This is a genomic window from Cetobacterium somerae, assembly GCF_022430525.1.
In the GTDB taxonomy this organism is placed as follows: Bacteria; Fusobacteriota; Fusobacteriia; order Fusobacteriales; family Fusobacteriaceae; genus Cetobacterium_A.
The window spans coordinates 470715-483674 of record NZ_CP092520.1; the positions used below are offsets into that span (position 1 = coordinate 470715).

13 protein-coding genes are annotated in these 12960 nt (G+C 28.2%); 5 read left to right on the top strand and 8 right to left on the bottom strand.

The window, feature by feature from the left end; all coding sequences use genetic code 11:
• Positions 1 to 3: 3 nt before the first annotated feature.
• Genes MKD34_RS11155 through MKD34_RS11175 form a run of 5 tightly spaced genes read right to left on the bottom strand, consistent with a single transcriptional unit; the run spans position 4 to position 4676 of the window.
• Positions 4 to 834 carry a hypothetical protein gene (locus tag MKD34_RS11155; RefSeq protein ID WP_240220408.1) on the bottom strand — a complete coding sequence of 277 codons (831 nt, stop codon included), beginning with the start codon at positions 832 to 834 and terminating at the stop codon, positions 4 to 6.
• Between the two features lie 18 nt (positions 835 to 852).
• On the bottom strand, positions 853 to 1626 hold the full coding sequence (locus tag MKD34_RS11160) for a TrmB family transcriptional regulator (protein ID WP_240220410.1): 774 nt from the start codon (positions 1624 to 1626) through the stop codon (positions 853 to 855).
• A 9-nt stretch (positions 1627 to 1635) separates the two neighbouring features.
• Positions 1636 to 2493 carry a sugar ABC transporter permease gene (locus tag MKD34_RS11165; protein WP_240220412.1) on the bottom strand — a complete coding sequence of 286 codons (858 nt, stop codon included), beginning with the start codon at positions 2491 to 2493 and terminating at the stop codon, positions 1636 to 1638.
• Entirely contained in the window at positions 2490 to 3380 is an 891-nt protein-coding gene (locus MKD34_RS11170; protein WP_023049676.1) for a carbohydrate ABC transporter permease, read from the bottom strand. The genes MKD34_RS11165 and MKD34_RS11170 overlap by 4 nt, the downstream gene beginning before the upstream one ends.
• A 57-nt stretch (positions 3381 to 3437) precedes the next feature.
• The gene (locus MKD34_RS11175; RefSeq protein WP_240220414.1) at positions 3438 to 4676 is read right to left on the bottom strand and encodes an extracellular solute-binding protein; all 1239 of its coding nucleotides are present in this window, start codon (positions 4674 to 4676) and stop codon (positions 3438 to 3440) included.
• A gap of 236 nt (positions 4677 to 4912) precedes the next feature.
• On the opposite strand from MKD34_RS11175, the gene MKD34_RS11180 reads away from it, so the two are divergent.
• Together MKD34_RS11180 and malQ are read left to right on the top strand one after the other, a co-directional pair.
• Positions 4913 to 6364: a carbohydrate porin gene (locus tag MKD34_RS11180; protein WP_240220416.1), complete on the top strand. Its 1452-nt coding sequence runs from the start codon at positions 4913 to 4915 to the stop codon at positions 6362 to 6364.
• Positions 6365 to 6453: 89 nt separating this feature from the next.
• Positions 6454 to 7953, top strand: a complete 1500-nt coding sequence (gene malQ / locus MKD34_RS11185) for a 4-alpha-glucanotransferase (RefSeq protein ID WP_240220418.1) — start codon at positions 6454 to 6456, stop codon at positions 7951 to 7953.
• Positions 7954 to 7973: 20 nt separating this feature from the next.
• Here the strand turns inward: malQ and MKD34_RS11190 are convergent, their stop codons facing one another.
• Positions 7974 to 8480, bottom strand: a complete 507-nt coding sequence (locus MKD34_RS11190) for a hypothetical protein (RefSeq protein ID WP_240220420.1) — start codon at positions 8478 to 8480, stop codon at positions 7974 to 7976.
• Between the two features lie 104 nt (positions 8481 to 8584).
• Here MKD34_RS11190 and MKD34_RS11195 point away from each other — a divergent pair, with 104 nt between their 5' ends.
• Genes MKD34_RS11195 through MKD34_RS11205 form a run of 3 tightly spaced genes read left to right on the top strand, consistent with a single transcriptional unit; the run spans position 8585 to position 11292 of the window.
• Positions 8585 to 9196, top strand: coding sequence for an ABC transporter ATP-binding protein (locus MKD34_RS11195; RefSeq protein WP_240220422.1), 612 nt, complete (start codon positions 8585 to 8587; stop codon positions 9194 to 9196).
• Complete coding sequence (locus MKD34_RS11200) at positions 9196 to 9978, top strand: ABC transporter permease (RefSeq protein ID WP_240220424.1); 783 nt, start codon at positions 9196 to 9198, stop codon at positions 9976 to 9978. Before MKD34_RS11195 ends, MKD34_RS11200 begins: the two co-directional genes overlap by 1 nt.
• Before the next feature lie 9 nt (positions 9979 to 9987).
• Positions 9988 to 11292 carry an amino acid permease gene (locus tag MKD34_RS11205; RefSeq protein WP_240220426.1) on the top strand — a complete coding sequence of 435 codons (1305 nt, stop codon included), beginning with the start codon at positions 9988 to 9990 and terminating at the stop codon, positions 11290 to 11292.
• Here MKD34_RS11205 and thiM read toward each other — a convergent pair.
• Both thiM and thiD read right to left on the bottom strand, forming a co-directional pair.
• The gene (gene thiM / locus MKD34_RS11210; protein WP_240220428.1) at positions 11285 to 12112 is read right to left on the bottom strand and encodes a hydroxyethylthiazole kinase; all 828 of its coding nucleotides are present in this window, start codon (positions 12110 to 12112) and stop codon (positions 11285 to 11287) included. The genes MKD34_RS11205 and thiM overlap by 8 nt on opposite strands.
• Positions 12105 to 12911, bottom strand: a complete 807-nt coding sequence (gene thiD, locus MKD34_RS11215; RefSeq protein ID WP_240220430.1) for a bifunctional hydroxymethylpyrimidine kinase/phosphomethylpyrimidine kinase — start codon at positions 12909 to 12911, stop codon at positions 12105 to 12107. Before thiD ends, thiM begins: the two co-directional genes overlap by 8 nt.
• Positions 12912 to 12960 lie beyond the last annotated feature (49 nt).

Below are 12960 nucleotides of genomic sequence, written 5' to 3' on the forward strand. Positions count from 1 at the left end.
TTATTATTTTTCATTTAATTTTTTCATAAGTTCTTGAATCTCTAACTCTTTTTTCTCTAATTCAGCCTTTAACCTAGCTTTCTCTTTTAATTGCTTAATTATCTCATCTTTATTGTTTATCTCATTGCTTAGTTTATTATTTTCAGCCTTTATATTGTTTAATTCTGATGCTTCTTGTGTATTAGATTTAACTATTTTTTTATTCACTTTAGTTTGTAATAATTGATGTACCTCTTTAGAATTAGCACTATTTCCAAAATATATATTTGGTGTTATTATTGGACCTTTTTTAGAATCAAGATTTATAGGGATAATCATTTGTGCATAATCTCTTGTTAATTTTTCTCCTTCAAATAAAGATTTATCAATAAAGATATCTTGAGAACTTGCTGAACTTCCAAATAAAACTTTTAAATTGTCAACAGGAACTAATTTTGCTGATGTAGATTCTCCTGGTCTTAAACCAAAGTCTAAAGCTTTTGTATAGAATCCTTTAGATTTTTCATTCATATCAAAAAGTCTTTGCTCTTTTCCATTAAATCCAATATATTTTGTATCTGACCAATTTATAAAAATAACATCTTTAGATATATTTTTTATTGAAACATCAATACTATCTTTATTAAATGAAATATTCATAAAAAATTTGTCTGTTGATATTTCATTATTTTTTAATATTAATGGATAATCCCTTGAAGTAGTATCTTTCACACCATATATTTTAACTCCTTGTTCTTTTACTATAGAAGTATTTTCTTTTATTGGTGTTGTTGGTGTACAACCTGTTATTACAACTGTTGATAATAAAGCTCCTAAAAAAAATAGATTTTTCATCTAACTCCCCTCTCTTTTCTAAAAATCTAATGTTATTATTTTATTGACATCCTTCCCAAATCTATTTTCCAATTTCATTAAGTGAATATCATTTTTTATATGTTCTGTTACAATATTAACTAAAAGCTTATTTTCTGAATATGTTCCACAAAACTCACCTTCGTAGTTACTTGCAATTATTGCTGCAAATAAATCAACTGCTACCATTATTCTTTTTTCTGAATCAGTTACATTAAAATTGAAGCTATCTCTTATATATGTTTCAACACCAAGACTCATATAATCTATTTTATTAAAACTAAACAATATAACTCTAATACCTTTTTCTTTTAACCTTTTAAAATCTTTTTCAAATTCAAATAAATCTAAATTAGTATTTATATATACAATTTTTTCTGCTCTTTTTAATATATTTCTAAATCTATCTTTCACATCATCAAAAGAATTCAAATTATAAAATTGCTTTTGTTTTCCATTTACTTCTACTTTATTTAATTCATCCTTTAAAAATTTTGTTGCACTATTTACTTCTTTTTTATAATTTTCAAAAAGTTCATTTAAATCAATCGCTTCATACAAAGTTATTTCTTTATCTAAATATGAATTAATATATCCTTTTTTTTGTAAAATATCTAAATTTTGGTAAACTGTTGTTCTTGGATATCCAAGCGCTTTTGCAATTTGAGAGCCGTTAGCTCCTGGATTTTTAACTAACTCTAAAAAAACCTCCGCTTCTTTTCTTCCAAAACCAATTTTCTCTAAATTTTCTAAAATTTTTTCATTTTCTATCAAAATATCCTCCTACTCTTTAACTCCTCCAACAGTTAATCCTCCTACAAGATATCTTGATAAACTAATAAATAGTATAACAACTGGTACACTTGTTATTAGTGCTGCGGCTGAATATGTCCCCCATTCTGCACTAAAAGAACCTTGAAGATTAACTAATCCCACTGGTAAAGTTAATTTCTCTGCTGATGTTAAAATTATTCTTGCTATTACAAACTCAGACCAAGCTGTCATAAATGAAAATAATGCTGTTATTGCAAGGGCTGGAGTTGTAACTGGTAACACTATTTTATACATAACTTGCCAAACTTTGCAACCATCAATATATGCACTTTCTTCCAATGACTTTGGAATTGTATCAAAGTATCCTTTCAACATCCAGACTGAGAAAGGAACTGATACAGCCACATAAGGTATTAATAACCCTAAAAAACTATTCATTAATTTTAATTTTACCAATATTATAAACATTGGTAACAATAACATTGGTGCTGGAAACATCTGTGTTACCAAAAATGTCATCATACCAACTTTTCTTCCCCAAAATGAAAACCTAGAAAATGCATATCCTGCAGTTATTGAGATAAATACTCCTATTATAGCTGTTAATGTTGAGATAATAAGAGAGTTTTTTAACCAAATTAAAAGATCCGTTTCAAATATGGCTTTCCTGAAATTATCTAAGGTAGCATCTTCGGGTATTATTCTTAAACTTGTTGAAAATAATTGATCCCCCGGTCTTAAGGCTACAGATAAAACATTTAATAATGGATATAATGTTATCAAACAAAATATTATTAATATTGTGTAAATTCCAATTATTTTCTTCCAACTGTCATTTTTCTCAAAATGAATGTTCTTTTCAATCATCTTGACTCCTCCTTAAAAATATTGCTCTTTCTCACATATATTACAGAGAATACAAGTAAAAATAGGAATATTAATACTGAATACGCTGCTGCAAATCCATATCTATAGAAATTAAATGCCAATCTATAAACATCTGTTACCAATATCTGTGTTTCTTTGTTTCCATATCCACCAGCTAAGATGATTATGATGTTTAACATATTAAACGTCCAAATTGTTCCTAATATAATTGCAGGTGTTAAAGTTGGCTTTAATAGAGGTAATGTTATATCTTTAAATTTGCTCCAAGGACTAGCACCATCTATATCAGCTGCTTCATATAATTCTGCTGGAATTGATTGTAATCCTCCTAACGTTATCATCATCATAAATGGAAATCCTAACCAAATATTCGTTATTATTGCCGCATAAAAAGTTAGCTTTGGATCACTTAACCAAGGTAGATTTTGTATTCCAAACCAACCTAGCATTAAATTTATAGCTCCAAAATTTTGATTAAACATACCTTTCCAAGTAAGAGCTGCTATATATTGAGGCATTGCCCAAGGAATTATAAGAAAAACTCTCAAAATAGATTTTCCTGGTAGTTTTCTATTCAGTAATATTGCTAAAAATAATCCAATAGTTACATGAAAAAATACGTTTACAAAAGTCCAAATTATAGTTCTGATAAAAGTTGCTAATACTTCTGGATCTTGAAATACTCTAATATAATTTTGCAATCCTACAAAACCAGGATTTTTAAATGTTCTTAAACTCATATTTGTTAAAGATAACCAAAATCCATAGCCTAAAGGATAAAATACCATTATTGCCATCACTATAAAAGCTGGTGCTATAAATAAATATGGTGTATTTTTACCTACTAGTCTTCCTTTTCCACTCATAATCGTCTCCTTTTAATTTTAGAGGTTGGATGGATAAAATCCAACCTCTCAATTTTATTACTCACCTTTAATAATTTTAATTCCATCTACTGCATCTTTTTGCATCTTTTTAGCTGCATCTTCTGGAGTCATTTTTCCATTTAAAACAGCTTCTAAATTTGGTCTCACTGCATCCCAGATAGCTCTCATCTCTGGTACAACTGGCATAGGAACAGTATACTTAATTGTCTCAATTGAATCTTGCATTAATTTATCATTTTTAACTTGTGATAATTCTCTAGCTGCCTCTATTCCTGGAGCTTGCGATTGATTTAAAGAAATTTCTGCATTTATCTCTGGAGAGAAAATATAATCGAAGAACTTATTTAAAGCTTCTGTTTTCTTATCTGATGTATTTTCTGACAATGAATATCCTTTAGATGCATTTGTAAATAATGCATAACCGTTTTTTGAAGGAATTGGCATAGGAGCTACTCCTAAATTTATTCCTGCATCCTCATATTCTTTCCAAGACCATGCTCCATTTAATATCATAGCAGCTTTATTTTGTTTAAACAGTTGAGAAGCAATATCATAATCCATTCCTGCTTCTCCCAAGTTATACTTTGCTCTAATATCTCTTACAAAAGTTAAAGCATCTATCATAGCTTGATTATCTAAAGTCGGATTATTTTTACTATCAAAAATTTCTCCTCCAAATCCGTTATAGAATCCTACAAACCAAAATGGTTCTTTTTCATTATATAGGAATCCGTATTTAGAATTAGCCTTATCTTTTGCATCTACAGTTCTGTTTGCCTGTGCTATTTTTAAAAATTCTTCCCAATTTTTTGGTGCATTAGCTACTATATCTTTATTGTATAAAAGAGCTATTTGATTTCCTAAGAACTCCGGTAGTAAATATAATTGATTATCATACATACCACTTTTTAACGCTCCTTCATTAAATTTTTGAATTAAATCTTTAGATACAACTTTATCAATTGGCTTAATTAAATCTGAAACCATAAAAATTCCTATATTATCATTTGGACCATAAACTATATCTGGACCCTGACCTGCTAAAGATGCATTTTGAAACTGAGTTCTTAAATCTTCATTGGAATAATGAACTACATTTACCTTAACATCTGGATTCTTCTTCATAAATTCATCAACTATTTTTATATAAGTAGGTCTTACTGCTGGTTCCATCTGTTCCCATAAAGTTATTTCAGTGGCTTTTCCTAAAGCTATTGTTGAAAATAATGTTCCTGCTGCTAATACTAATAGCGGTTTTTTTAAAATGTTTCTCATTTTACCCCTCCTTGATTTTTGTTGTACTTTAAATACAACAATATTATTACCTCATTTTTTTTAAATAGTCAATAGTTTTTTAAAAAAATATGTACATTTTTTTATTTTTTTGTTTTTTTTAAGAAATTTTAGTTTTATTATTGACAAATTAAAAAAATGTTATAAATATATTGGTATAAATTGTTGTATCTCTTTTACAACAAATAAAAAAATAAAATACAGGGGGAGTCAAATTTATGAAAATTAACAAAATTCTTACACTTTTATCTTGTATCATCCTTGCTGGAACAGTTGGAGAAAAAACTTTAGCCAAAGAGGTAGTTCAAACTCCTGAAGTTGTAACAACGTCTTATGATGTGTCAGCATTAGAGGATAGAATTGCTAAGTTAGAGTATAATCAAGAGCATCCAAGTTTTGAATTTCATGGATATGGTAGATCTGGACTTCTTTTAAATGCAAATAATGATTTAAAAAAAGGGAAAGTATTTAATAAAAACGGAGTTGGAAGACTTGGTAACGAAAGCGATACTTATATTGAAGCTGAATTAGTTAAAAATTTCTACCTAGACAATGGTTCTTGGTCTAAATGGCATATCATGTTTGCTAAGGGAACTGATGATTATAACGATTGGAATGAAAATGTAGCTCTTAGACAAGCTTATGCTGAAATGGGAAATCTTCCAGTATTTTCAGGAGCTTTCAAGGAATCTGTAATCTGGGCTGGTAAAAGATTTTATAATAGAAGAGATATTCATATAACAGACTTTTATTTTACTGATTACTCAGGAACTGGAGCTGGAATAGATAATATAAAAATTGGAAATGGAATGTTAGATTTAGGAGTTATAGCTAGAGATTATGATAGTTATGATTCTGTTGGTCCTGTTACTAATTCTTCTAAAGAAGATGGTTTAAATGTTGTAAACTTACTTGCTAGATATGATATTGGATCTTGGGAGTTTGACTTAGGAGCTGCTTTTTCTAAAGATAATGAAAATAGAACTATAAATAACGAAAACGGAGATTATAATACATATAGTGCCGCTGATTACGGATTACAACTGGGAGTATTCTATAATACACCTGGATATTACTGGAGTGGTAAAGGTTTCTCGAAAATTTTTGCACAAGTTGGTTATGGACTTAATGCAGGAGATGGTTTAGGAACTGCTGGTAGGGGAGCAGAGAAAAATTTAGATGATGCTCTATCTGCTAGACTTGGTACTTTTGGAGTTTTACCTATCAATGAAAAGTGGGATTTATTTACAACAGTTGTTGCTCAACATAATAAAAATAGTAAATTTAATTACAATGCAACTCTTTTAGATCCTCAAGGAGACTCTTATTCTGTTGATGTTGATGGTCTTAAATCAACTTGGGTTAGCGTTGTTGCTAGACCAGTTTATAAAATCAATGAAAACTTTGAACTTCAATTTGAAGCTGGTTACTACTATGTGACAGAAGAAAAAGATAACGGTAATGATGTAGATGGAAATCTTTACAAGCTTACATTTGCACCAACATTTAAGTTAAATTCAAATGACTTCTGGGCTAGACCTGAAATTAGAGCATTTGTTACTTGGGCTGGATGGGATAATGACTATCAAAAAGCTTTCCAATCTGATTTAAACTCTTACAGTGGAAAAAATGGAGTAAATGTTGGAGTTCAAGCAGAAGTTTGGTTCTAATATAATATATTTTATATAATAATTCCCTTTTGAGGCACCTTCCTCCCGTTGGTGCCTCATTTACAATAAATTAAAAGTGAGGTATTTTCATGAAAGATAGATCAAGTGGTATTCTTTTACATATAACATCACTACCTGGCGACTATGGAATTGGTGATTTTGGAAAATGTGCCTATGAGTTTGTTGATTTTTTAGAAAAAAGTCATCAAAAATATTGGCAAATTCTTCCAATGGGAATAACTGGCTACGGTGATTCTCCTTATCAATCTTTCTCTGCTTTTGCAGGTAATCCATATTTTATAGATTTAAATTCTTTAATCAAATTAGATATCTTAACTAAAGATGATCTTAAATCCTTATCTGAATTAAACACCATATCAAATATACAGTATGATAAATTATATATATATCGATATAAAGTTTTAAAAAGAGCCTTCTTAAACTTTAAAAATAAAAATTTATTATACACTTTAAATAATTTTAAAAATAAAAATATTTGGTGGCTTGAGAACTATGCCCTTTACATGGCTATTAAAGATAAATTCAACGATAAATCTTGGTTAGAATGGCCTAGAGATTATAAATTTAGAGATAAGAAAACTTTAAAAAAAGCTAAACTTGAGCTTGAAGATGAAATTAACTTCCATATTTTTTTACAATATCTATTTTATAAACAATGGAATGAATTAAAATCATATGCTAACAATAAAGGAATAAAAATTATTGGAGATATTCCTATTTTTATAGCTACTGATAGTGCTGATACTTGGGAAAATCCTAATATGTTTTGCTTTGATAAAAAGTTACAGCCTACAAAAGTTGCTGGATGTCCTCCAGATGCTTTTAGTGCTGATGGTCAATTTTGGGGAAATGTATTATACAATTGGAAATATATTGAAGAAAATAATTTTAAATGGTGGATTAAAAGAATCAAAAGTTGTTTTAAACTTTACGATACAGTTAGAATCGATCACTTCCGAGGCTTTGAATCTTTTTGGTCAATTCCTGCTAAAGCAAAAACTGCTAGATTTGGAAAGTGGGAAAAAGGTCCTGGAATGAAATTGTTTAATGCTATTAAAAATTCTTTAGGTAATTTAGATATTATCGCAGAAGATTTAGGATTTTTAACTCCTAAAGTTCATAAACTTTTAAAAGATTCAGGTTTTCCTGGAATGAAGATATTAGAATTTGCTTTTGATTCAAGGGAAGAAAGTGATTATCTACCACATAAATATCCTAAAAAAAGTATTGCTTATACTGGTACTCATGACAACCAAACTGTTGTTGGATGGTATGAAACTGTGAACAAAAAAGATAAGGTATTTTGCGATGATTATCTTAATAATTTTTTAAAAAATCAAAATATCCAAGATAGTTCTATTAATTGGAAGTTTATTGAGGCTCTTTGGAGCTCTAATTCACAACTTGTTATAGCTCCTATGCAAGATTTTTTAGGTTTAGATGATTCTAGTAGAATGAATACACCTGCTACCTTAGGAAATAACTGGATTTGGAGAGTTGATACCTCTTTTTTAGATAACAAACTTTCTCAAAAAATATCTATTTTAACAAAAAAATATAATCGATAAAAAAAGTGAGACTAAAATCCTCACTTTTTTAATATTACATTAATATAATCCTCTTGATTGCTTATTTCTAAAATATCAAAATCAGTAAATCCAACTAAATCCATTAACTCTTTTTCTGTAAAACAAGTATTCCATCTTCCCTCTTTAAAATAATCTTTTTCCCCAAATCTAAAAGAAAGATAAAGTAATCCTTTTTCAACTAAAACCTGATAAAATTTATTTAAAACATAATATAAATCTAATCGATCTAAATGCAAAAGAGTATCCAAAGCCCAAATACCTATAAAGCGTTCTTTATCTTTTAAACCTCTCATAGTTTTTATAATGCTTTCTTTTGCCGTAGCTTCATAAATTTCACCATTACTATGAGAATCTAGTTTTAAGTGTTCAACATTATGCCCTCTTTCAAGAAAAAAGCTATTTATACTATCTTCTTTAGGTTTTAAAGTCAAAATTTTTCCATGTTTTAGTAATTTTTGTTCAAAATTATTAACCTCTTCTAATTTGATACTCGTCCCGTCATACAAACAACCTCCTTATTTTTAAACTCTCCCTGATAATATATACAATTTTTTTATAGTCTTTCCTTGCTTTATATGCTAAAATCCCTATAAAGTTTTATGGAGGGAATATGATTAACTTTAAAAATATAAGTATAAAATTTAATAATAAAATAGTTTTACATAATTTTAATTTAGTTGTAAACACTGGAGAAAAAATATTAATCTCTGGAGTTTCTGGAAAAGGAAAAACTACACTACTTAAACTTTTACTTGGTTTTAATACTCCTAATTCTGGAAGTATTTTAGTAGATAATTTAGAATTAAATGAACAAAATATTAATATTATTCGAAATAAAATTGGATATATGCCTCAATCCACTCCTTTTTTGAATATCAATGTTGAAAAATTAATACACACTATTTTTAATTATAAAGAGAATTTAAAAACCAAACTAGATATGAATCTTTTTATAAAAACTTTAAAAGAATTCAATTTAGATTCTAGTATTTTATCTAAAGATATAAATCAACTTTCAGGTGGTGAAAAACAAAGATTAGCTTTCGTTATAATAATTTTATTAGATCGAAAAATTTGGGTTCTAGATGAAATAACCTCTTCTTTAGATCAAGATATGAAAGAAAAAGTTATAAATTATATTTTAAATACAAATAAAACAGTTATTTTAGTTTCTCATGATAAAATAGAATCTTTAAATAATTTTAGGACGGTGATTCTTTAATGGCGCAAGATATATTTTTACCTAATCTACTTTATTTTGCTATTTTTTTAATTCCTATCTTTTATATTATGAATTATCTTGAAATAAATATGATTTCTAATGTTATAAAATCTATTCTTAGAATGTTTATCCAACTTATGTTAGTTGGTGTTTATCTACATTATATTTTAACACTAAATAATTCATGGATTAATTTAGCTTATTTAACTCTTATGACTTTCGCATGTACTTTTACAATTGTGAGAGACGTTAAAATAAGAGATAGTAAATTTTATGTAATTGTTGCGGTATCTACTGTCATTCCTTTAATCCTTAATATGTTTATATTTTCAGAGCTTTTGCTACATTTAAAAGATCCTCTTGATGCCCTATATTTAATACCAATCTCTGGTATGATTTTAGGAAATACTCTAAATGGAATGATTGTAACTATAAATGATTTTTTAAATAATTTAAAACTTAATGAAGAAAGCTATCTTCTATCTTTATCATTTGGAGCTACTAAATTTGAAGCACTCAAACCATTTATAGCAAACGCCATAACTTTAGCTTTTAAGCCTTCTGTCGCTACCATGGCAAACGTTGGATTAGTTTCTCTTCCTGGCATGATGACTGGTCAAATTTTAGGAGGTTCTCTTCCTATTGTTGCTATAAAATATCAAATTGCTATAATGATTGCTCTTTTTGTCTGTAGATTTTTATCTTCTTTTATTTTACTTTATTTTTGCTCATTATATTTTTTTAATAAATACTCAATATTTACACTAAAAATTAAAGAATAGGTGATATTTATGGCTGAGAAAAAAGAATTTGGTTTATTTGGACTCATTGGTGTAGTGATTGGCTCTGTTATCGGCGGTGGAATTTTTAATATCTCAAAAGAGATTGCAAAGACCTCTTCTATTAGTGCAGCTTTAATTGGCTGGAGCATATCTGCATTAGGTGTATTTTTCATAATAAAAATTTACCAAAGACTTCTTTTAAAAAAATCGGATTTAAATAATGGTATATATGAATATGCTCGTATTGGCTTTGGACCTCTAGCTGGATTTTTTTCTGCCTGGGGATATTGGTTGGCTTGCGTTGTTAGTAACGCTAGTTACCCTGTTCTTATTGTTCAAACATTAAGTTATTTTTTTCCATCTATCGTGGGAGTGAAAACACCCCAAGGATTTATTTTAGGTACATTTCTTCTTTGGTTAGTTTCCTATATTATTATGAAGGGAATTAAAACTTATAATTTTTTTAATTTTTTAGCTACTTTTGGAAAAGTTTCAGCAATTATTATGTCTATTTGTTTTATGTTTATTTTTTTTAAATATAAGATATTTTCTTTTGATTTTTGGGGAACTTTAACCTATAAAAATAATATTTTTACACAAGTTAAAGGTTGTATGCTCCAGACATTATGGGCTTTGATTGGAGTAGAGGGTGCAGTTGTCATCTCAGGAAGAGCAAAAAATAAAAATGATGTTAGTCAAGCTACTTTTATCGGTTATTTCATAGCACTTTTCTTATATATTTTTATAGTTGTACTAAGTTATGGAATTCTTCCTGCTGAGAAACTTCAAAACTTAAAAGATCCTGCTTTAGCTTATATTCTAGAAGCTATCGTTGGAAAGTGGGGTGCAATTTTTATTAATATTTCTGTTTTAATTTCTATATTTGGTGCTTGGATTACATGGACTATTATAGCCGCTGAAATTCCATATAATATATCTATGGATAATTTATTTCCAAGTTTTTTAAAAAAATTAAATATTAATGGAGCTGCTAGTAACGCTTTAATTTTTAATGCTTTTATTAAACAGTTTACTTTTATGATATCTCTTTTTTCAAGCAATGTATATCTTATAATTACAAATTCTGCCGCCGCATTAATGCTTCTACCATATATCCTCTCTATCTTATTTTTATTAAAAATTTCATCATTTAAAAATGAGAAAAAGTATATTCTATATGGATTTTTTGGTTTATTTTATTGTTTTTGGATGGTGTATGCTGCTGGTGAAAACTATATTATTCAAACGCTCCTTATATATTTAACTGGTTTACCATTTTATATATATAAAAAGTATAAATCCTCTACTAAATAGTAGAGGATATTTTTTCATTTTTTCTTATTATTTTTTCTGCTAAGTTAGATATGTTATCAATTATATCAACTTTTAAACTTCCAGTTCCTATAAATTTTTTTTCTGCTAGTTCTCCGGCTATTCCCATTGATACCACTCCACTCAATGCACTTATTAAAGGATTATTTCCTCCACCTAAATACGCTCCTATTAAAGATGAAATCATACACCCTGTTCCTGTAACTAGTCCCATTATTTTATGACCATTCATTATTTTAAAAACTAACTCTTGATTTCCAACATAATCAATCTCTCCTGTTATTGCTACAATTGAATTAAATTTTTCAGCCGCAAGCTTTACTAACTTTTCCCCACTATCATCTTTCTCTAAGGAATCTACTCCTCTGCTTAAAGAATCTAGGTTTAAAAGTGACTTTATTTCAGCAGTATTCCCCTTTATCACCGTAAATCTCACTTCTTTTAATAATAAATTTACAAGATTTTTTCTAGCCTTCGTAGCACCTACTCCAACAGGGTCTAAAATAATTGGTTTTTTCAATTTATTGGCAATTTTTCCAACTTCTACTGCCATTGTCTCCATACTTTTATCCATAGTTCCTATATTTAAAACTACACTTGATGAAAACCCAATTATCTCCTCAATTTCTTCCATACAAAATGACATTAATGGTGATCCCCCAATAGCTAATGTTATATTGGCACAATCATTTATAGTCACTGTATTCGTTAAATGATAAACTAAAGGTGTTTTCTCTTTAATATTTTTTAAAGCTAGTATAATTTCATCAACTACCTCTTCTTTTTTTATATCCTTATTCAAAATCAACACCAGCCTTTTTATAAAGATCTACAAAATGACCTACTGGCCCTACTCCCTCTCCTATAGAAAAAGAATTTTTTATTGCATCTGTTATATAACTTTTTCCAATTTTTACTGACTCTTCTATGGAATAACCTTTTCCTATATAAGAGGCTATCGTTGAAGATAATGTACATCCTGTTCCATGTGTATTTTTTGTTTTAAATCTCTCACCTAAAAACTTAATAATCTCATTTTCTTCTGTTAAAAGTATATCCGTACAATTGTCCTCTCTATGCCCACCTTTTATTAAAATATTTTTAGCACCCATATTTTTTATTTTTTTAGCTGCTAAAATCATATCTTCTTCAGATTCTATTTTCATATCTGCTAAAATTTCAGCTTCTGGAATATTTGGTGTTACAAGAGTTCCAATTTTTAAAAATTCCTTTAAAGCTTCAATTGCCTCCTCTTTTAAAAGATAATAACCACTTTTAGAAACCATAACTGGATCAATAACTATATTTTTTCCATTGACATTTTTTAAAGTTTCATAAACAACTTTTATAATTTCACTACTTGATAACATCCCTACTTTTACTGAACTTATCTCTATATCTTCATACAAAACTTCTATTTGTTTTTTTATTATATCTATATCTATTTCTTGGACTGCAAAAACACCCATACTATTTTGTGCCGTAATTGCAGTTATAACACTCATACCATATACACCTTGAGCACTCATAGCTTTTAAATCAGCTTGTATTCCAGCTCCACCACATGAATCAGATCCTGCTATAGTCAAAATTTTTTTCATTTTTTACCTCCTAGAATTTTGTATAAAAAAAGCTATCCCTAAATAGGGA